Origin of the sequence: Nonomuraea sp. NPDC050202 (assembly GCF_040656115.1) — a bacterium.
In the GTDB taxonomy this organism is placed as follows: Bacteria; Actinomycetota; Actinomycetes; order Streptosporangiales; family Streptosporangiaceae; genus Nonomuraea.
Map to the genome: position 1 here is coordinate 1 of NZ_JBFALF010000074.1, position 19682 is coordinate 19682.

General features: G+C 73.5%; 14 protein-coding genes and 1 pseudogene. 12 read left to right on the forward strand and 3 right to left on the reverse strand.

From position 1 onward, the window contains the following. Window positions 1-93 precede the first annotated feature (93 nt). Both AB0I79_RS61420 and AB0I79_RS61425 read right to left on the reverse strand, forming a co-directional pair. A pseudogene (locus AB0I79_RS61420) lies at window positions 94-2203 on the reverse strand (Tn3 family transposase); the annotation flags it as partial. Window positions 2204-2467: 264 nt separating this feature from the next. Beyond that, window positions 2468-3709: a family 16 glycosylhydrolase gene (locus AB0I79_RS61425; RefSeq protein ID WP_357895377.1), complete on the reverse strand. Its 1242-nt coding sequence runs from the start codon at window positions 3707-3709 to the stop codon at window positions 2468-2470. Between the two features lie 228 nt (window positions 3710-3937). Here AB0I79_RS61425 and AB0I79_RS61430 point away from each other — a divergent pair, with 228 nt between their 5' ends. The 7 genes from AB0I79_RS61430 (at window position 3938) to AB0I79_RS61460 (ending at window position 13551) form a co-directional block, all read left to right on the forward strand. Next, window positions 3938-5140 carry a low temperature requirement protein A gene (locus AB0I79_RS61430; RefSeq protein ID WP_357895380.1) on the forward strand — a complete coding sequence of 401 codons (1203 nt, stop codon included), beginning with the start codon at window positions 3938-3940 and terminating at the stop codon, window positions 5138-5140. Between the two features lie 271 nt (window positions 5141-5411). Next, on the forward strand, window positions 5412-6803 hold the full coding sequence (locus AB0I79_RS61435) for an amino acid permease (RefSeq protein ID WP_357895384.1): 1392 nt from the start codon (window positions 5412-5414) through the stop codon (window positions 6801-6803). Beyond that, on the forward strand, window positions 6800-8056 hold the full coding sequence (locus AB0I79_RS61440) for an arginine deiminase (protein WP_357895387.1): 1257 nt from the start codon (window positions 6800-6802) through the stop codon (window positions 8054-8056). Before AB0I79_RS61435 ends, AB0I79_RS61440 begins: the two co-directional genes overlap by 4 nt. Beyond that, window positions 8053-9054: an ornithine carbamoyltransferase gene (gene argF / locus AB0I79_RS61445; RefSeq protein ID WP_357895390.1), complete on the forward strand. Its 1002-nt coding sequence runs from the start codon at window positions 8053-8055 to the stop codon at window positions 9052-9054. The genes AB0I79_RS61440 and argF overlap by 4 nt, the downstream gene beginning before the upstream one ends. Window position 9055: 1 nt before the next feature. After that, window positions 9056-10153, forward strand: coding sequence for a carbamate kinase (locus tag AB0I79_RS61450; RefSeq protein ID WP_357895393.1), 1098 nt, complete (start codon window positions 9056-9058; stop codon window positions 10151-10153). A gap of 58 nt (window positions 10154-10211) precedes the next feature. Then, on the forward strand, window positions 10212-12974 hold the full coding sequence (locus tag AB0I79_RS61455; RefSeq protein ID WP_357895396.1) for an AAA family ATPase: 2763 nt from the start codon (window positions 10212-10214) through the stop codon (window positions 12972-12974). Between the two features lie 91 nt (window positions 12975-13065). After that, complete coding sequence (locus tag AB0I79_RS61460; RefSeq protein ID WP_357895399.1) at window positions 13066-13551, forward strand: Ohr family peroxiredoxin; 486 nt, start codon at window positions 13066-13068, stop codon at window positions 13549-13551. Between the two features lie 66 nt (window positions 13552-13617). On the opposite strand, the gene AB0I79_RS61465 is transcribed toward AB0I79_RS61460, so the two are convergent. Beyond that, on the reverse strand, window positions 13618-14445 hold the full coding sequence (locus tag AB0I79_RS61465; RefSeq protein WP_357895401.1) for an alpha/beta hydrolase: 828 nt from the start codon (window positions 14443-14445) through the stop codon (window positions 13618-13620). Window positions 14446-14801: 356 nt separating this feature from the next. Here AB0I79_RS61465 and AB0I79_RS61470 point away from each other — a divergent pair, with 356 nt between their 5' ends. From AB0I79_RS61470 to AB0I79_RS61490, 5 genes are all read left to right on the forward strand, one after another. Further along, window positions 14802-15725, forward strand: coding sequence for a patatin-like phospholipase family protein (locus AB0I79_RS61470; RefSeq protein ID WP_357895404.1), 924 nt, complete (start codon window positions 14802-14804; stop codon window positions 15723-15725). Further along, window positions 15722-16945, forward strand: a complete 1224-nt coding sequence (locus AB0I79_RS61475; RefSeq protein ID WP_357895407.1) for a macrolide family glycosyltransferase — start codon at window positions 15722-15724, stop codon at window positions 16943-16945. Before AB0I79_RS61470 ends, AB0I79_RS61475 begins: the two co-directional genes overlap by 4 nt. A gap of 3 nt (window positions 16946-16948) precedes the next feature. Then, window positions 16949-17443: a hypothetical protein gene (locus tag AB0I79_RS61480; protein WP_357895410.1), complete on the forward strand. Its 495-nt coding sequence runs from the start codon at window positions 16949-16951 to the stop codon at window positions 17441-17443. Next, window positions 17440-18366, forward strand: a complete 927-nt coding sequence (locus AB0I79_RS61485) for a hypothetical protein (protein ID WP_357895413.1) — start codon at window positions 17440-17442, stop codon at window positions 18364-18366. Before AB0I79_RS61480 ends, AB0I79_RS61485 begins: the two co-directional genes overlap by 4 nt. A 160-nt stretch (window positions 18367-18526) precedes the next feature. Continuing rightward, on the forward strand, window positions 18527-19682 hold a 1156-nt coding region (locus tag AB0I79_RS61490; RefSeq protein WP_357895415.1), incomplete at its 3' end, for an AAA family ATPase.

The window sequence follows — 19682 nt, forward strand, 5'->3', positions numbered from 1 at the left end:
CAAAGTTCTGCATGGCAAGGCGCTCTAAGCTCGCTACAGCGATTCGCGACCGTTGGACTCCGAGCCGGGGCCGCTGGACAGTGTCCACATAAAGTTCTGGCCTTGGGTGTCGGCGTGCACGGTGGAGGGCTGGATGTCGGAGGTGTTGGCCAGCAGTCCTTCGATCAGGTGCACCGCCTTCCACACGCCGCACGGGATGAACCGGGAGAACAGCGCCACGTAGGTGTCGGAGATGTAGTGGTAGGCGATGCCGCCGAATCCTCCGTACCGGATGCTGGTCTCGGCGAGCAGATTGTCGATGTAGGTGTCCACCGTGCTGCCGTCCCCCCAGGCCTTGACCACGTCCAGCTCGGCGAAGGCGTTGACCACGTCGGCGATCGCGGCGTTCAGCTTCTTCAGGGTGATGTGCCGGTTGCGGACCATGGACAGCTCGCGGGCGGTGACGCCGGCGATGTGCTTGGCCGCCTCGTACGGGCCGATGTTGATGCCGCCGGTGAACACCGCCAGCGAGTACCGGTCCAGCTTGTCCTTGATCTTGGGGTCGGAGCCGGAGGCGGGGCCGAAGTGGCGATACCAGCTCAGCCAGTGAGCGGTACGCGCAACGATCGACAGCAGCGACCGTTCGGGCATACGCCGTTCGATCTCGGCCGCCAGCCGTTCGGCCTCGGCATCGCTGGCCAGGTGGCAGAACACCATCGCCTCAAAATGCCGCCGCGCCACCATGCCGGGACGCGCCGGTCGGTCACCGCGCGCCGCCAGTTGCCCGAGGCGAACGCGATGCCCGACTCCGGCTCATCCTCCTCCACTGCCGGGGGCAGCGGGATGTAGTCGCGCCGCTTGGGTGAGTGCTCGCGGGCGTGCGCCAGCGCGGCCAGCACCGAATCGTCGCTGGAGGTGGCCTTCAGCCGCAGCTTGCCGCCAGCTCGAACAGCGCCGGCCGGTCCTTCTTGAAGAACCGGTACACCAGCCGCTCGTGCGCGTCGCCGTGGAAGGCGGCGACCTCCTCGATGTCGGCCAGCTGCGCGGCGAACCCGCCGGCCTGCTCCGCCGCCGCCCGTACGGTCTGCATGCTGTGGGTCTGCACCACGAGCGCCGACAGCATCTCGCCGAGCGCCTGGACCTGCCCGGCACCCAGCGCGCACGAGGTCACCGCCTCCACGGCCCGCGCCACCGCCTCAACCCCGGCGGCCGAGGTCTCGCTGCCGGGGTCGAGACGTTCCAGCACCTGACGGTAGCTGCCGATCAGCCGCTCGCTGGTCGCGCGCTGCCAGGCGCGGATCTCCTCCAGCTCCGCCCTGGCCCGTTCGACGTGGGAGGCCATCCGCTTGCACAGCATCTCGGCCAGGTCGTCGCGGGCCCGCATCCGGGCGGTGTGCGTCAGGCAGGCCAGCAACGCCACCTGCTTGACCGCCTCGTAGCGCGACAGGATGTCGGCGTCCTGGGCGTCGGCCTCCCCCGCGAAGTCGGCGATCTTCGACGGCGCGATGCCCTCCGGCCAGGCGTCGGTGTCGCCGAGCGCGTCCACCTGATCCAGCCACGACACCTGATCCCGCAGCCGCGACCAGGTGGCCCGCTGGGCGGGCTTCTTGAGCCGGTTGAACGTCGATTTGCCGTCCGGCCCGACGACGAGCAACCCCTCCATCCGGGCCCGGCCCGCCTCGCCCATCCGCTCCAGGATCGTGGCGAAGATGGCGGCGTTCACCTCGGCGCGGATGCTGGTGGCCAGGTCCTCCAGCGTCGTGTACCCGAGCAGTTCCAGCCGACGCCGGGGCAACTCCTCGATCGCCACGTTGATCAGGTCCGCCGGGTTGTTCTTGGCCTGGGCCGCCTTCCGGATCGCCGCCGCGGCGATCGCCCGGGCCCGGTCCGCGTCGTACGTCACGCCCTGACGCTGGCGCACCGGCTTGCGATGCGCCTTCGCGCTGCGGGAGGACCCGTGGTCGGGCCAGACGTCCTCGGGCAACTCCAGACAGCGCCGGACGTGGTCGATCACCACCTCGGGGATCTCGTCCGGGGACGGGAAACGCGCCATCTTCTGAAAACACTTCAACGCCAGCACCAGCGCCAAGCGCGACTCCGGACTGCCGGTGCGCTTTTCGGCCCCGGCCACCTCCTCCGGCGACGGCGTGAAGAACACGTGCAGCACCCGCGCCGACGTCAACCGCTTGAACTGCGGATAGGCGGTCCGCTCGATCCACGTCATCCCAGGCCGTCCCTCGCCTCGATCCCGGCGTCCAGACGCCGAACCGTAGCGACGATCACCTCCACCAGAAACCTTGTTCACCAAACCGCAACCAAGCCCACGCGGAGGGTCACATCATCCGACGCACATGCCCTCTGGCCTGCAGCTCAGCCCTCCGCTGCCCCTTTCTCTCGTACTTGGTCTGCCCCCCGGTGACGCTCAGCGGCTTGACGCGGATGTTGCGGAAGGCGACCTGGTCGGATCAAGACGTGCGGGCGGTCCGGGTCAGGTGCGGGCCCACCGCTGGTTGGCGCCGCCCGTGCAGTCCCAGATCTGCAGCCGGGTGCCGTTGGCCGAGCCGACCCCTGTCGCGTCCAGACACCTGCCGGACTGCGGGTTGACGATCTGGCCGGTGCCCGCGTCGAAGGTCCAGCGTTGCGCGCCGGTGCCGTTGCAGTCGTACAGCTGCACCTGAGCCCCGTTCGCCGTGGCGGCGCCTGTCACGTCCATGCACTTGCCGAGCGCCCGTACGGAGCCGTCGGCGTTCCAGGTCCAGCTCTGGGCGGCGGTGCTGTTGCAGTCCCAGAGCTGGACGGCCGTGCCGTTGGCGGTGCCGGCGCCGGCGACGTCCACGCACTTGCCGCCGTAGCCGGTGATCCGGCCGCCGGAGCCGCTGGTGGGCGGGGCGTAGACGCGGACGTAGTCGACGGTCAGGGTCTGCGGGAACGTGGTGGTGGCGTCCGGGTAGCCCGGCCAGTGGCCGCCCACCGCCACGTTCATGATCATGAAGAACGGGTGGTCGAAGACCCACCGGTTGCCGCCCAGGTCGGACGGGGTGCGGCGCTGGAACTCGACGCCGTCGACGTACCAGATGATCAGGTTCGGTGACCAGTCCACGGCGAAGGTGTGGAACGCGTCGGCGAACGGGCTGCCGATGGTGTAGCCGGCGCCGATGCCGCCGCCGCCGGAGTAGCCGGGCCCGTGCAGGGTGCCGTGCACGGTGTTGGGCTCGCGGCCGATGTTCTCCATGATGTCGATCTCGCCGCTATTGGGCCAGCCGACCGTCCCGATGTCGTTGCCGAGCATCCAGAAGGCCGGCCAGATGCCCTGCCCGCGCGGCAGTTTCATGCGCGCCTCGAACCGCCCGTAGGCGCGGGTGAAGGTGGCGGAGGTGAGCAGGCGGGCCGAGGTGTACTGGCAGGTGCCGTAGTGGCACTGGTAGTTGGACGGGTTCTCGCGGCGGGCGGTGATCACCAGGTTGCCTGCGCCGTCCATGGCGGCGTTGCGGGTGCTGCTGGTGTAGTACTGCTGCTCGTTGTTGCCCCAGCCGCTGCCGCCGATGTCGAAGCGCCACTTCGACGGGTCGACGGCGCTGCCGGCGGCGCCGTCGAACTCGTCGGACCAGACCAGGGGGCCGGGGGCGGGGGCCGCTGCGGCGGTGCCGGCGAGGGGGGCGACCAGCGCGATGATCGCGGCGAGAGCGCTTCCGATGGCGAGCAACGTTCTGGAGCGGGGGGTGCGTGCCATGTGGGTTACCTCATCGGATCCACGGGGTGAGAGTTTACGGAAAAACTCCGGCAAGGTGAGCCCACCTGTCAAGAGAGCGCTCTCTCGTGTGGTGAACGAGTCGCCTGCGGGTTTTTCGCGCGGACTGTCACGAATCGGGGCCGCTGCCCGGTCTCAGCGCCAGGACCGCCTCACGCACGCGACAGGAGTGACAGCTTGCCACCAGCCAGAATTCGCATCCGCATCCGCATGAGCGCGCGCCCCATCGACGAGCCGCACCGCGTCGCCAGCCAGCTGGAGCTGCTGTTCGACCTCACGTTCGTGGTCGCGGTCGCGGCCGTCACCGCCCAGTTCGCCCACCACATCGTCGAGGGACACGCGCTGGCCGGCATCATCCCGTTCCTCCAGGTCTTCTTCGCGATCTGGTGGGCGTGGATGAACTTCACCTGGTTCGCCTCGTCGTACGACACCGACGACGTCGCCTACCGGGTGCTGACCATGGTCCAGATGGCCGGCGTACTCGTCCTGGCCGCCGGCGTGCCGGCCGCGAGCGAGCACACCGACTACGGCTTCGTCACGCTGGGCTACGTCATCATGCGGATCGGGCTCGTCGCCCAGTGGCTGCGGGTCGCCTTCGAGGACCCGGCGCGCCGGCGTACCGCACGGCGTTACGCCGCCGGCATCACCGTCCTGACCGTGGGCTGGATGTACCACTCGTGGGTCGCGCCCGTGAGCATCGAGCTGCCGCTCTTCCTGCTGCTGGCGGCCCTGGAGCTCGCCGTGCCGCTGTGGGCGGAGCGGGCCGAGCCCACCACCTGGCACCCGCACCACATCGCCGAGCGTTACGGCCTGTTCACGATCATCCTGCTCGGGGAGAGCGTGCTCGCCGCGTCCAGGGGCGTCGCCAGGGCGCTCGAGACGAGCGCGATCAGCAGCCCCTTCGTCATGATCGCTGTCTCCGGCCTGGTGATGCTGTTCGCCCTGTGGTGGCTGTACTTCCTGGTGGAGGCCGGCGACGGGCTCAGCGGGCGCCGAGATCGTTCCTACCGGTGGGGATACGGCCATTACGGCATCTTCGCGGCCCTGGCCGCGCTCGGCGCCGGTCTGGAGGTCGCCGTCGAGCAGAGCGGGCACCACATCACCGCCACGCCGCTCGCCGTCGCCTACGCCGTCGCGATCCCCGTCGGGGTGTTCCTCCTGCTGCTCTGGATGGTGCACACGCCGATCGAGCCGGAGTCCGTCATCCATCCCGCCGTGATCTCTGGCTGCGCCGCCGTCGTGCTCGCGTTGCCGCTCGCGGTGCCCTGGATCGGCGTGCACGGCGTGGCCACGGCCATCGCGGCGGCCTGCGTCCTGGCGGTCGCCATCACGATCGCCGCGAGCTCCGCCCGCGAGCCGGCGCCGCACTCCGGGACCCGCCGTGCCCGGCGGCCGTTCAGGGCCGCCCGGTAGCGCTCGCCCGCCCTCGCCCGCCGGCTCCGGCCAGCTCGACGGGTCCGGCCAGCTCGACGGGTCCGGCCCGCTCGCCGGGTCCGGCCGGACCTCGCCCGCTCGGGTCCGGCCGGGGCTGTCACGGACGCGGCGGCCGCCCGGTCCAAGTGAGCGAACCGATCACCGTCCGCGATGAGAGAGGTGGATCATGCGGGTTTCCCGTTCCCGAACACCGGCTCCGGCCGGGCCCTTGCAGGCCGGTGCGGAGCCGGGTGGGCGTCCGGAGGCTGGTGTGGAGCCGGGTGGGCGTCCGGAGGCTGGTGCGGAGCCGGGTGGGGCTGCCGAGGCCGGAGCGGAGCAGGGTGGGGGCCGCTTCGGGCTCGGCACGGCGTCGGCGCTGGTGGTCGGCTCGGTCATCGGGACCGGGGTGTTCGCCCTGCCGTCCGCCCTGGCCGTGTTCGGGCCGATCTCGCTGGTGGCGTTCGGGCTCGTCACGATCGGCGCGATCGCGCTGGCGCTGACGTTCCGCGCTCTGGCGGTGCGGCTGCCCGGCGCGGGCGGCCCGTACGTCTACGCCCGCGAGGCGTTCGGCGAGTTCGCCGGGTTCCTCATCGCCTGGAGCTACTGGATCACCGCGTGGGCGGGGAACGCGGCGATCGTGGTGGCCTGGGTCGGCTACGTGGAGGTGTTCTGGAACACCGGGCACGAGGTGGGGTGGTCGATCGTCATCGCGCTGACAGGGCTGCTCCTGCCTGCGCTGGTCAACCTGATGGGGTTGCGCAGCTTCGCCGCGTTCCAGGTCGTCGCGACGGTGCTGAAGTTCATCCCGCTGCTGTTCATGGCGACGGTCGGCCTGCTGTTCGTCAACACGGCGAACTTCGGCGAGTTCAACGCCGGCGGCACCTCCTGGCTGGGCGCGATCAGCGCCGCGGGCGCCATCGCGCTGTTCAGCTACCTGGGCATCGAGACCGCCTCGGTCGCCGCGGGCCGGGTCCGCGACCCGAGGCGGAACGTCGGCCGGGCCACCGTGCTGGGCACCCTGGCCTGCGCCGTGGTCTACATCCTCGGCACCGTCACCGTCTTCGGCACCGTGGCGCACGACGACCTCGTCAGCTCCACCGCGCCCTTCACCGACTCGGCCAACGCCATCTTCGGCGGCGAGTGGGCGGGGGCCACCGTCGCGGCCGCGGCCGTCGTGTCCGGCTTCGGGGCGCTGGTCGGCTGGACCCTGATCGTGGCCGAGATGCCCAGGGCGGCGGCGCAGGACGGGCTGTTCCCCGCCGCCTTCGCCCGGCAGACCAGGGCCGGGGTGCCCGCGTTCGGCATCGTCGTCTCCACCCTGCTGGCCGCGGGGCTCACCGTCGTCAGCTACACCAGCTTCGAGCAGGTGTTCATCACCGTGGTGCTGCTGTCGGTGCTCACCTCGGTCGTCCCGTACCTGCTGGCCGCCGCCGCACAGCTGTACTGGCTGCGCACCGAGGGCAGGCGGCTGCGGGCCGGCCACCTCGCGCGCGACGTCACCGTCTCGGCGCTCGCGCTGGCGTTCGGGTTCTGGGCGCTGGCGGGCAGCGGCTACCAGGCCGTCTACTACGGCACGTTCTGCCTGCTGCTCGGCGTGCCGGTGTACGTGTGGGTCAAGGCCCGCCGCGGCTCCTACGGCCAGAGCCCGGCGGTGGCGCGATGACCACGAGCCAGGACCTCACGCTGCGGGTCGGCATCCACTCCGAGATCGGCAGGCTGCGCGAGGTCGTCGTGCACCGGCCGGGCCGCGAGCTGGACCGGCTGACCCCGGACAACGCCGCCGAACTGCTCTTCGACGACGTGCTGTGGGCGGACCGCGCCCGCCGCGAGCACGACGAGTTCGCCGGGGTGATGCGGAGCCACGGCGTACGGGTGCACCTGTTCGCCGACCTGCTGGCGCAGGCGCTCGCGACGGACGACGGCCGGAGCTTCGCCGTGGACCGGCTGTGCACCGATCAGCGGTTCGGCGCCGCCCTGGCCAGGGAGCTGCGGGCGCTGTTCCTGGACACCGACCCGGTGCTGCTGGCCGGCTACCTGATCGGCGGGGTGGTGAAGTCGGACCTCGGCCCGCTCGGCGGGGGCAGCGTGGCATGGCAGAGCCTCGACGCCGACGACTTCGTGCTCACCCCGCTGCCCAACACCCTGTTCCAGCGGGACAACGCGGCCTGGATCGGGCGCGCCGTCGCGGTCAACCCGATGGCCAAACCGGCCAGGAGCCGCGAGTCCATCAACACCAGGACCGTCTACCGGCACCATCCGCTGTTCGCCTGCGCCGGCTTCGAGATCGTCTACGGGGACGACGATCTCGACCACGCCCCTGCCACGCTGGAGGGCGGCGACATCCACGTCATCGGCGACGGCGTCGCCATGGTCGGGATGGGCGAGCGCACCACGCCGATGGGCATGGAGGCGCTGGCCCGGCGGCTCTTCGAGGGCGGCCACGCCCGCCGCGTCCTGGCCGTCGAACTGCCCAAGGCCCGCTCGACGATGCACCTGGACACCGTGCTGACGATGGTGGACGTCGCCACCTTCGTCGCCTACCCCTACTTCGACCAGGCCGCCGCCCGGGTCTGGCTGCTCACCCCCGACGGGGGCGTCCAGCGCCGGGCGGGGCTGGCCGCCGGCCTGAGCGAGGCGCTCGAGGACGACGGCGTCCGCGTCCTCACCGCGGCGGGGGACCGGCGCGAGGCCGAGCGGGAGCAGTGGAACGACGCCGACAACTTCCTGGCGATCGCGCCCGGCGTGGTGCTCGGCTACGAGCGCAACACCGCCACCAACGCCATGCTGCGCGAGCACGGCCTGGAGGTCATCCCGCTGGCCGGCAGCGAGCTGGGCCGTGGCCGCGGGGGCGCCCGCTGCATGACCTGCCCCATCCTGCGTGACCCCGTGTCGCCCTCCCCGAAGGAGCCGTCATGACCCTCTCGACCGCCCCCGGCTCGTTGCTCACCCCGACCGGCCTGGGCCGCGCGGGTTTCCTGGCGATGCTCGACCTCGCCGCGGAGCTCAAGGAGGCCAAGCGGGCCGGGCGCGAACGCCCCGCGCTGACCGGCCGCAACATCGCCCTGGTGTTCGAGAAGAACTCCACCCGCACCCGGTGCGCGTTCGAGGTGGCCGCCTACGACCAGGGCGCCCACGTCACCTACCTCGGACCGTCGGGGTCGCACCTCGGCAGGGAGGAGAGCGTCGCGGACACCGCGCGGGTGCTGGGCGCGCTGTACGACGGGATCGAGTTCCGCGGGTTCGCCCAGGAGACCGTCGAGGAGCTGGCCCGGCACGCCGGCGTACCGGTCTGGAACGGGCTCACCGACGAGTGGCACCCGACGCAGATGCTCGCCGACGTGCTGACCATGCGGGAGCACCAGCCCGGCGACATCGAGGCGATCAGCTGCTGCTTCGTCGGTGACGGGCGCGGCAACATCGCCCGGTCGCTGCTCGTCACCGGGGCCATGCTCGGCATGGACGTGCGCATCGCCGCACCCGCCGAGCTGCGCCCTCCGGACGCGCTGGTGAAGGAGGCCGAGCACGCGGCCCTGTCCAGCGGCGCCCGTGTGACGGTCACCGGCGACCTGGCGGCGGCGCTCGACGGCGCCGCCTTCGTCTACACCGACGTGTGGGTCAGCATGGGCGAGGCCGAGGCCGAGTGGGACCGGCGCGTCCCGCTGCTCACCCCCTACCGGGTCACGGCGGAGGTGATGGCCGCCACGGGCCGCCCCGGCACGCGCTTCCTGCACTGCCTGCCCGCCGTGCACGACACCACCACCGAGCTGGGCCGGCGGGTCCACCAGCAGTACGGGCTGGCCGGGGCCGAGGTCACCGACGAGGTGTTCTCCTCCGCCGCCTCCGTGGTCTTCCAGCAGGCGGAGAACCGGATGCACACCATCAAGGCCCTGCTCGTCGCGGCGCTGGGGGAGTGACATGCTGCTCGTCGTCGCCCTGGGCGGCAACGCCCTGCTCGAGCGCGGGGAAAGCCCCGACGCGCAGGTCCAGCGGCGGCACGTGCGCGCCGCCGCCCTGGCGCTGGCCCCGCTCGCCGCCGAGCACACGCTGGTGCTCTGCCACGGCAACGGGCCGCAGATCGGGATGCTGGCCGTGGAGAGCGAGAACGACCCGGCCCTGACCCACCCGTTCCCGCTCGACACGCTCGGCGCCCAGACCCAGGGCATGATCGGATACTGGCTGGCACAGGAGCTGGGCAACGCGGGCCTGGCCGGGCCGGCCGTCACGATCGTCACGCGGACAGAGGTCGGCGCGGACGACCCGGCCTTCCACGCCCCCGCCAAGTTCGTCGGCCAGGGCTATCCGGAGCCGGTGGCCAGAAGGCTCGCGCTGGAGCACGGGTGGACCGTCGCCAGGGACGGCCGGGCCTGGCGGCGGGTCGTCGCCTCCCCGGCACCCCGCCGGATCATCGAGCTGCCGACGATCCGGCAGCTGGTGGCCGCCGGCACGACCGTGATCTGCGGCGGCGGGGGCGGGGTGCCCGTCCTCGCCGGGGACGGCGGCCGGTACGAGGGGGCGCAGGCCGTCGTCGACAAGGACCTCACGGCCGCGCTGCTGGCGGTCGAGCTGGGAGCCGACCGGCTCGTGGTGCTCACCGACGTGGACGCCGTCCGGCGGGACTTCGGCACCCCTCAGGAGCGGCCACTGTCCACGGCGGACGCCGACGAGCTGCGCGCCATGCGCTTCCCCGCCGGATCGATGGCGCCGAAGGTCGAGGCCTGCATCCGGTTCGTTACCGCGACCGGCCGGCCGGCGGCGATCGGGGCGCTGCGGGACGCGCCCGCGGTGCTCGCCGGCACGGCCGGGACCACCATCACGCACGGCGGGCAGCCGTCCACCGTCACGCACGGCGGGCAGCCGTCCACCGTCACGGACAGCGGGCAGCCGGCCACGCACGAAGGCACGGCCAGGCACGAAGGCGCAGGCAGGCACGAAGGCACGGCCAGGCACGAAGGCGCAGGCAGGCACGAAGGCGTGGCCACGCACGAAGGCGCGGCCACGACAGCCCGCCGATAGACCCCGCCTATCGCGGAACCGACCCATGGCTTTACCCTCCTGTCGGGGTGGTGCAGCGATGACGACTGGTGGTGCGGGGGCGTTCGAGCTCCGCGATCGGCGGGTGGAGTGCGCGGTGCTGGACGGGGTGCTCGCCGACGTGCGCTCCGGCCCGGGGCGCGCCTTGCTGATCCGCGGCGAGGCGGGCGTCGGGAAATCGGCGTTGCTCGATTACCTCGTGGGCCGCTCGACCGGGTGCACGGTCCTGCGCGCGGCAGGCGTCGAATCCGAGATGGAGCTGCCCTTCGCGGGCCTGCACCAGTTGTGCGCGCCGATGCTGGATCGCCGCGACCGCATCCCGGCCCCGCAGAGCGAGGCGCTGGCCGTCGCGTTCGGCCACAGCGCCGGAAGCCCGCCGGACAGGTTCCTGATCGGGGTGGCCGTCCTGAGCCTGCTGGCGGCGGTCTCGGAGGAGCAGCCGCTCCTGTGCGTGATCGACGACGGCCAGTGGCTGGACCAGGCCTCGGCGCAGACGCTGACGTTCGTCTCGCGGCGCCTGTTCGCCGAGCGGATCGGCGTGGTCTTCTCCGTACGCGAGCCGGCGGCCGGGCCCGAGTGGCGCGGCCTGCCGGAGCTGGCGGTCGGCGGCCTGCCCGAGGACGACGCCCGCGCGCTGCTGGACTCGGCCGTTCCCGGGCGGCTCGACGAGCGGGTGCGGGACCGCATCGTGGCGGAGACGCGGGGCAACCCGCTGGCCCTGCTGGAGCTGCCGCGCGGCCTGACGGCGGCGGAGCTGGCCGGCGGGTTCGGGCGGCCCGACGCGCAGCCGCTGGCGAGCCAGATCGAGCACAGCTTCGCCCGGCGGGTGCGGTCGCTGCCCGCGCCGACGCGGCAGCTGCTGCTGACGGCGGCGGCCGAGCCGGTCGGCGACATGACGTTGTTGCTGCGCGCCGCCCGGCTGCTGGACCTGCCGATGAGCGCGGGGGCAGCGGCGGAGACGGCCGGGCTGATCGAGCTGGGCTCCCGGGTGCGGTTCCGGCATCCGCTGGTGCGTACGGCGATCTACCGGGCGGCCGGCCCGGACGAGCGCCGCACCGTGCACCGGGCCCTCGCCGAGGCGATCGACCCGGCCGTCGACCCCGACCGGCGTGCCTGGCACCGGGCGCACGCGGCGGCCGGCGCTGACGAGGAGGTCGCCGCCGAGCTGGTCAGCTCCGCCGACCGGGCGCAGCGCCGTGGCGGGATCGCGGCCGTGGCCGAGTTCCTGCGGCGCGCGACCGAGCTGACCCCTGACGCGGCGACGCGCGCGATCCGCGCCCTGTCCGCCGCCGAGGCCGCACTGCGCTGCGGCGCCTTCGACGTCGCGCTGAGGCTGCTGCACACGGCGGACGAGGCGCCGGCCGAGGAGGTCCACCGGGCACGGGTGAACCTGATGCGGGCGCAGATCGCCTTCGCCTCCGGCCACGACATGGCCGCGCCGCGGCTGCTCCTCGAAGCGGGCCGCCGGCTGGAGCCGCTGGACATCGAGCTCGCCCGCGACACCTACCGCGACGCCATGGGGGCGGCCCTGCTCGCCGGCGGGTTCACCGAGGATTCCGGCGTGCTCGCGGTGGCGCGGGCGGTGCGCGCGGCGCCGAGCCCGGCTCGGCACCGGCCCGGAGACCTGCTGCTGGACAGCCTCGCCGCGCTGTACACCGACGGATATCCGGCCGCCGTGCCGCCGGCCCGGGAGGCCCTGCGGGCCTTCCGCGCCGAGGACAAGTCCAGCGCGACCGACCAGCCCTGGTTGTGGCTGGCGGGGGTCACCGCAGCCGACATGTGGGACGACGAGAGCTGGGCGATCCTCACCGAGCGGCACGTCCGCGTCGCCCGTGACGTCGGCGATCTCAGCGTCCTCCCGCTCACCCTCAACTCGCTCGCGGTCGTACGGCTCTTCTCCGGCGAGCGCGCGGCGGCCGTCTCGCTGGTCGCGGAGATCCAGGCGATCGGGGAGGCGACCGGGGGAGCGCTGGCACCGTACGGCGCGCTGGCGCTGGCCGCCTGGCACGGCGACGAGGCCGCCGCCGCCCCGCTGATCGAGGCGAGCACGGCCGACGTGATGGCCCGCGGCGAGGACAGCGGAGTCGTGGTCACCCGCTGGGCGCGGGCGCTGATGCTGAACGGGCTCGCCCGGTACCAGGAGGCCGTCACGGCGGCCCGCGCCGCGGCCGAGCACCCGACCGAGTCCGCCGTCGTCTACTGGGCGCTGTCGGAGCTGGTCGAATCGGCCGTCCGCAGCGGGCAGCCCGAGCTCGCGGCCGCCGCCCGCGAGCGCCTGGCCGCGAGGGCCCGGGTCGCCGGGACCGACTGGGCGCTCGGCGTGCTGGCCCGGTCCGAGGCGCTGCTGGCGACCGGCCGTACGGCAGAGGCCCTGTACCGGCAGGCGATCGACCACCTCGGCCGGACCCGGATCCGGATGGAGCTGGCCCGCGCCCGCCTGCTGTACGGCGAGTGGCTGCGGCGGGAGAACCGGCCACAGGAGGCGCGCGGCCAGCTCCGCACCGCCTGCGACCTGCTCACCGCGGCCGGTGCCGACGCGTTCGCGGACCGTGCCCGCCACGAGCTCGCCGCCGCCGGCGAGCCGGTCACCGAGCGCGCCACCCGCCCGCGCGACGCCCTGACCCCGCGGGAGGCGCACATCGCCAGGCTCGCCGGCGACGGGCTGACCAACGCCGAGATCGGCGCCCGGCTCCTGCTCAGCCCGCACACCGTCGAGTGGCACCTGAGCAAGGTCTTCACCAAGCTCGGCATCACCTCTCGCAGGCAGCTACGCCCGTCGGACGCCGACATCGGGAGCGACTAGCCCAGCGAGCTGTCACAGAGCCCGAAGGCTGTCTTGTCTTAGCTGGCGACCGGATGGTGATCCATCTCACGTGCCGTTGAAAGGCGTCCCAGTGAACGAGCACACACTGTCGACCGAGCGCGACTACAGCGGCTCCGCGTTCAAACCGCTCTACGTCACGCGCGTCGCCGTGACCGGCGGCGGCTCCGCCCACGCGCGCGTCACCGGCCGGGCCCGCTCGGCCGACGGCGCTCTCGCCCTGGAGCTGCGCATGCCCGAGGAGCTGGGCGGCGACAACCTCGGCCCGAACCCCGAGCAGCTCTTCGCCGCCGGATACGCCGCCTGCTTCCAGGGCGCCCTCAGCCTGCTGGCCCGGCAGCACCTTCTCGACCCCGGGCCGATCACGGTGGAGGCGACCGTCACCTTCGGCCGCGACCCGGCCGACGGCGGCTACCAGCTACGCGCCGACCTCGTCGTGACCTGGCCGGGAGTGGACCGCGACACGGCCACCCCGCTGCTCGCCCAGGCGACCGCGCTGTGCCCGTACGCCAAGATGGCCCGCCAGGGCATCCCCGCCACCATCAACCTCGCCTGCTGAGCTCGCCCCTCGTGCCGAGGGCACCGGCCCGTGACGGCGCCGGTGCCCTCGGCACGATCGATCCCGCTACCGCACACTCGCCCGCGCGGCCTGCTCGATCACGTAGGTGACCGTCCTGGGCGCCGTCATCAGGCCGACGTGCCCGGCGTCGTACTCGACGACGGTGGAGCCGGCCCGCTTGGCCATGGCCCGCTGCACGCCTGGCGGGATGATGCGGTCCTTGGTGCCGATCACGTTCCAGGACGGGATCGTCCGCCAGGCGGGGGCGCCGGACGGCTCGTTGAGCGCCCCCACCGTGGCCGGTCGCTGGGTGGCCGCCACGATCGCCTTGTCATCGAGGCTCAGCCCGGTCGCGAACGACGCCAGGACGGTCGACGTCTTCAGGTACAGGTCGGTGTCCGCGGCGGGCGGGAGGGTCGGGGGAACGAGGTCGAACACCGCCGTCGGGTCCGGCACCGACAGGGCGGAGTCCGGCCCCGCGAGCTGGGTCGCGGACTCGCCCGCGTCGGGTGCGAAGGCGTTGACGTAGACGAGCGCCTTGACACTGGCGTTCCCGGTGGCCGCGTTGGTGATCACGGCCCCGCCGTAGGAGTGGCCGACGAGCACGACCGGCCCCGTCAGCGTCTCCAGGAAGGCTCTCACGGACGCGGCGTCGCCCGACAGCGAGCGCAGCGGGTTGGCGATCGCCCTGACCGGGTAGCCGCCGGCCTGGAGCCTGGCGACGATCCGGCTCCAGCTCGAGGCGTCCGCCCAGGCTCCGTGCACGAGCACGACGGTGGGCTTGGCCGTACGCGACCGGCTGTCCTGGGCGGCGGCGCTCTGCGCCGGATTCAGGCTCGCCAGGATGAGGGCGGCCGCGGTGAGCAGGGCCACCGCGGTGCGGGGCCGTCTCATGGGGTGGGCAGGGTGACTGGTCATGGCTGGTCCTGTTCCGTGTGGGAGGGGCGGCCCCGGCGGACGGGAGTTGGGAGACGGTTCGCCGGAGCCGCGGCCGGGCTCGTACCGCCCGGCTCGTGCTGGGTAAGACCGGACACCGGCCCGCCGCGTGACGCCCGCTCCCTGACCTCCTCGAAAAGCCGGCGCAGGTGTCACGGGCCCAGGGGGCCGCCTTGTCTTAGTTGTGGCACCTATCCGATTCAGCGCGCTGGTGAGAAGGGCGGATCATGTGGGTGACACATCGCAGGAGATCGGCCTCCCCGGCCTTGCAGGGCTCCCGGCCGGGCGGCCCCGGTCATGGAAGGCCGCGGGCCATGACACGTGACGAGGGCATGCGCACCCCCTCGCCGGACCGGCCGCAAGCGTCGGGCCTGAGCGCCCTGCCCCGTCCCGTGGCGGCGGTGATCGGCGGCGGGGGAGTGCTCGGAGCCGCGCAGGTCGGCATCGGGTACGCGCTGGAGCAGCGCGGATTCGCCCCCGACATGATCATCGGTACCTCGGTCGGGGCGCTCAACGGCGCGATCGTGGCGGCCCACCCCGGCACGGCCGCCGCGCGGCTGGACCACGTGTGGACCCGCGTACGCCGCCGCGAGGTGTACCCGCTCGGCTTCCTGGCCTCCCGGGCCAGCATCGTCGCCGACCACGGCCTGCGCAGGCTGATCGCCAGGGCCGGGCTGCCGCAGCGCGTCGAACAGCTGCGCATCCCCTTCACCGCGGTGGCCACGGACCTGGCCACCGGCGCCGAGGCGCTGCTCAGCGAGGGGGACCTCGTGTCCGCGCTGCTGGCCAGCGCGGCCATTCCGGGAGTCCTGCCCCCGGTGGAACGGGAAGGCCGCACGCTCATCGACGGCGGGGTGATCGCCTACGTCCCCGTACGGGCGGCGCAGGAGGCGGGGGCGGCCAGCGTGGTGGTGTTGTCGGCCGGGCCGGAATGGCCGCTGAGCATGGCCCTGCCGCCCCGGCGGGCCGACGCGGTCGCCGCCAGGGCGGCGCTGCTGCTGGCCCACCACCAGATCGAGCGCGATCTGCGCGAGGTGTCCACCCGGGTCCCGACCGTCGTGCTGCCGACCGGCATCGAGACCTGGCCCGCCCCGTGGGACTTCCGGCACGCCGAGCGGCTGATCAGCACCGCCGCCCGCACGGCGGGCCGGTTCCTCGACGGGCTGCACGTCAACGGGCCCGGCCTCTACGGACCGAGCTGCCATCCCGCCGGTTCGGCCGCGGAGGCCGGCCGATGAGCACCATCGCGTTCCTCAACATCCCGATGCACGGGCACATCAACCCGACGCTGCCGGTCGTGGCCGAGCTCGTCCGGCGCGGCCACTCGGTCACCTACCACATCTCCTCCGCGTTCTCGGCGGAGATTGCGGCCACCGGCGCGACCGTGTGCCTCTACCCCGAGGCCGACCGCCCGCTCGCCGATCCGCCGATGCCGATCACGATGCTGGAGGGGCTCGCGCGCACCACCGCCGGCCTGCTGCCCCGGGTGCTCGCCGAGCTGCGCGACATCCGGCCCGACCTGATCGTGCACGACTCCGCCTGCCTGTGGGCCGCGGTCGCCGCCCGCGAGCTCGGCGTGCCGGCGGTATCGCTGTTCACCACGTTCGCCTACGGCCGCCACGCGCCCAGCCCCACCCGCCTGTCGTGGAAGCTGCTGGCCCAGGCGGCGACCCATCCCCGCAACACCCGCGACTACCTGCGGTGGCGGCGGAAGCTGCGCCGCCGCTACGACACCCGCGGCCTGCCGCGCTTCGACTTCCCGAACGTGCGCCAGCCGCTCAACCTGGTCTTCACCTCGCGCGACTTCCAGCCGGGCGGCGGCACCCTCGACGAGTCGTTCCAGTTCGTCGGCCCCAGCCTGGGCTCCCGCCCGCCCGACCCGTCGTTCCCGGCCGACCGCCTGCGCGCCCCCGTCCTGTACGCCTCCCTCGGCACGGTGTTCAACGCGGGCCCGCAGCTGCTGCGCAACCTCGTCATCGCGCTCGCCCCGCTGGGCGGCACCGTGGTCATCGCCACCGGGCAGACCAACCCGGCGGCCCTGGATCCGCTGCCGGACAACGTGATCGCGCGCCGCTTCGTCCCGCAGACGGAGGTGCTGGAGCGGGCCGCGCTGTTCGTCACGCACGGCGGCATGAACAGCGTCAACGAGGCCATGTACGCCGGGGTCCCGATGCTGGTGATCCCCCAGGGCGCGGACCAGCCGCTCGTGGCCCGCCGGGTCGTCCAGCTCGGCGCCGGCCTGGCGATCAGCCCCCGCGACGCCGGCCCCGGGCTCGTGCACGCCCTGGCCCGGCGGCTGCTCGACGAGCCGCGGTTCATGGCCGCGGCTGACCGCCTGCAGGTCGCCCAGCGCGAGGCCGGCGGCTACGTGCGCGCCGCCGACGAGCTCGAACGCCACCTGAACCGCGGCGACCGGGCCGACCGGCCCGCACCGGCGGATTCGCCGCAGGAGCGGTGACCCGTGTCGACCCTCGTGCTCATCCTGCTGTTGCTGGCCGGGCTGTCCGAGGCCGCCGGACGCCTCCTGCCCCTGATCGCCCGCCGGCCCCGCACGTCGCGGCCCCAGCTGATCCCGCTCCTGCTGATCGGCGCCGTCGTCGAGGGCGCGGTGTTCGCGCTGTGGCCGCCGACCGCATGGACGCTCGCCGGGCTGATGCTCTCCACGCCCCTGCCCGGCACGGCCGCGTTCACCTGGACACCTGATCTGGTCGTTCCGCTGCTGCTCGCCGCCGTCCTCGCGTTCCCGCTGCTCGGGCCGCTGCTGCACCTGCTGCTGCTCGTGGCGGTCGGGGCCGGGCTGGTGGCCCCGCTCGCCGCGGCGACCGGGCTGGGCTGGTGGGCCGCCGCGGGCTGCGTGGCCGTCGCCGGGTTCGGGCTGGGCATCGCCGTCGAGGTGGTCCGCCGCCTGGTGGTGAAGGCCAGCGCCATCACCGGGGTGCGGGAGCCGGCCACATGACGGAGTTCCCGCTCCTGGTCCTGGTGCTCGGCCCGGTCCTGCTCGCCGAGGCGCTGCTCGCCCGCTACGAGGTGCTGGCGTACGCCGCCGGCTGGCGGGCGCCCACCACCGAGCTGCCGCAGGACATGCCCTACGCCAGGGGCGCGGACCCGGACCGGCCGCCGGACGCGTACCTCGTCTACCTGGACGGCATCGGCAAGCGCCGCTTCCGCGACACCCGCGACGGGGGCAAGCTGGTCGAGGCCCTGATCGCCGGGGCGCCGGAGCTGCGCGTGCTCGGGCAGGTGCAGCCCTACTCCCCGCTGGCCGCCCCGCTGGTCGACCGGCCCGTGTGGGAGTGGCTGCGCCACCACGTCGCGCTGCTGCTGTTCCTGCACAACGTCATGCAGATCTTCGTCGCCGCCGACCACCGGTACCGCCCGCTGTACAACCGCGCCGTGGGCGCCCAGATCGCCGACCAGCTGCGCCGGGCCGGCTACCGGCCCGGCAGCGGCATACCCGTGGTGCTGGTCAGCTACAGCGGCGGCGCCCAGGTCGCCATCGGCGCGGTCCCGGCGCTGCACGCCGGGTTGCGCGCCCCGCTGCTGCTGATCACGCTCGGCGGGTTCCACAACGGCGCCAACGATCTCACCCACGCCGGTCATCTGTACCAGCTCACCAGCGACCACGACTGGATCGAGCGGGTCGGCACCTGGCTCTTCCCGCAGCGCTGGCGGGTGTTCCGCCGCAGCGCCTGGAACCGGGCCCGCCGCGCAGGCAGGATCACCACCCGGAGGCTGGACCCCGCCACCCACGTCGGGCGCAACAGCTACATCAGCCCGGAGGCGCGGCTGCCCGACGGCCGCAGCCACCTGGAGCGCACCACCGACACCGTCATCGCCCTCATCCGCACCCACTGTGGGGCCAGGAAACCCTCGCCGTGAGGGGGCTCCCGGCCCCGCCGGCGAGAACCGTCACGGCACCTGGGCCTCAGGCGACGAGCTCTTTGCCGTGATCCGGACCGGAGCGATAGGCTATCGGCCGGATCAGGCCGATAGCCTCCTGCTTTCCGTCGTCGGGCACGCGGCCGGTGGAGGCGGTGCCATGGCGAGCGGGGACCCGAAGTTGCAGCTGCGTGGCAGGCAGGCCGAGTGTGAGACGCTGGACCAGCTCGTGGCCACGGTGCAGTCCGGCCACAGTGCGGTGCTGGTGGTGCGCGGCGAGGCGGGCATCGGCAAGACGGCACTGCTGGAGTACGCGCGCGCCGCGGCCTCGGGCTGCCGGATCGCCAGGGCGGCGGGCGTCGAGTCGGAGATGGAGCTGGCCTTCGGCGGGCTGCACCAGCTCTGCGCCCCGTTCCTGGATCACCTGCCGCACCTGCCGGCCCCGCAGCGCGAGGCGCTCGGCATCGCGTTCAGGCTCAGCGCGGGAGCCCCGCCGGACCGGTTCCTGGTCGGGCTGGCGGTGCTCAGCCTGCTCGCCGACGTGGCCGAGAAGGAGCCGCTGGTCTGCCTCGTCGATGACGCCCAGTGGCTCGACCGGGTCTCCGCGCAGACGCTCGCCTTCGTCGCGCGGCGCCTGCTCGCCGAGCGGATCGGGCTGGTGTTCGCGGTGCGCGAGCCCCGCCTGGAGGACGACCTGACAGGGCTGCCGCCGCTCGAGGTCGGCCGCTTGAGCGACGGCGACGCCCGCGCGCTGCTGGACTCCGTGGTGCCCGGGCGGCTCGACGCGCGGGTCCGCGATCGCATCGTCGCCGAGACGCAGGGCAACCCGCTGGCCCTGCTGGAGCTGCCCCGGGGGCTGACGCCGGCGGAGCTGGCGGGCGGGTTCGGGCGGCCCGACGCGCGGTCGCTGGCCGGCCAGATCGAGCAGAGCTTCCTGCGGCGGGTCCGGGCGCTGCCGGCCGAGACCCAGCGCCTGCTGCTCATCGCGGCGGCCGAGCCGGTGGGCGACGTGACCCTGCTGGCGCGCGCGGCGGATCTGCTGGGCATCGAAGCGGCCGCCGCGGCGCCGGCCGAATCGGCGGGACTGATCACCATCGGGACCCGGGTGCGGTTCCGCCATCCCCTCGTCCGCTCGGCGGCCTACCGCGTCGCGGCCCCCGAGGACCGGCAGGGTGTGCACCGCGCGCTGGCCGACGCGACCGACCCCCAGGCAGACCCCGACCGCCGGGCCTGGCATCTGGCCAACGCCGCCGTCGGCCCCGACGAGGCGGTGGCCGCCGAGCTCGAACGCTCCGCCGGCCGGGCCCAGGCCCGCG

Bases quoted from the DNA above. Each gene is read 5' to 3' on its own strand.
- argF (WP_357895390.1), top strand. From the start codon at position 8,053: ATGACCCTCTCGACCGCCCCCGGCTCGTTGCTCACCCCGACCGGCCTG.
- AB0I79_RS61440 (WP_357895387.1), top strand. From the start codon at position 6,800: ATGACCACGAGCCAGGACCTCACGCTGCGGGTCGGCATCCACTCCGAG.
- AB0I79_RS61425 (WP_357895377.1), bottom strand. From the start codon at position 3,709: ATGGCACGCACCCCCCGCTCCAGAACGTTGCTCGCCATCGGAAGCGCT.
- AB0I79_RS61465 (WP_357895401.1), bottom strand. From the start codon at position 14,445: ATGAGACGGCCCCGCACCGCGGTGGCCCTGCTCACCGCGGCCGCCCTC.
- AB0I79_RS61430 (WP_357895380.1), top strand. From the start codon at position 3,938: ATGAGCGCGCGCCCCATCGACGAGCCGCACCGCGTCGCCAGCCAGCTG.
- AB0I79_RS61475 (WP_357895407.1), top strand. From the start codon at position 15,722: ATGAGCACCATCGCGTTCCTCAACATCCCGATGCACGGGCACATCAAC.
- AB0I79_RS61455 (WP_357895396.1), top strand. From the start codon at position 10,212: ATGACGACTGGTGGTGCGGGGGCGTTCGAGCTCCGCGATCGGCGGGTG.
- AB0I79_RS61450 (WP_357895393.1), top strand. From the start codon at position 9,056: ATGCTGCTCGTCGTCGCCCTGGGCGGCAACGCCCTGCTCGAGCGCGGG.
- AB0I79_RS61485 (WP_357895413.1), top strand. From the start codon at position 17,440: ATGACGGAGTTCCCGCTCCTGGTCCTGGTGCTCGGCCCGGTCCTGCTC.
- AB0I79_RS61470 (WP_357895404.1), top strand. From the start codon at position 14,802: ATGACACGTGACGAGGGCATGCGCACCCCCTCGCCGGACCGGCCGCAA.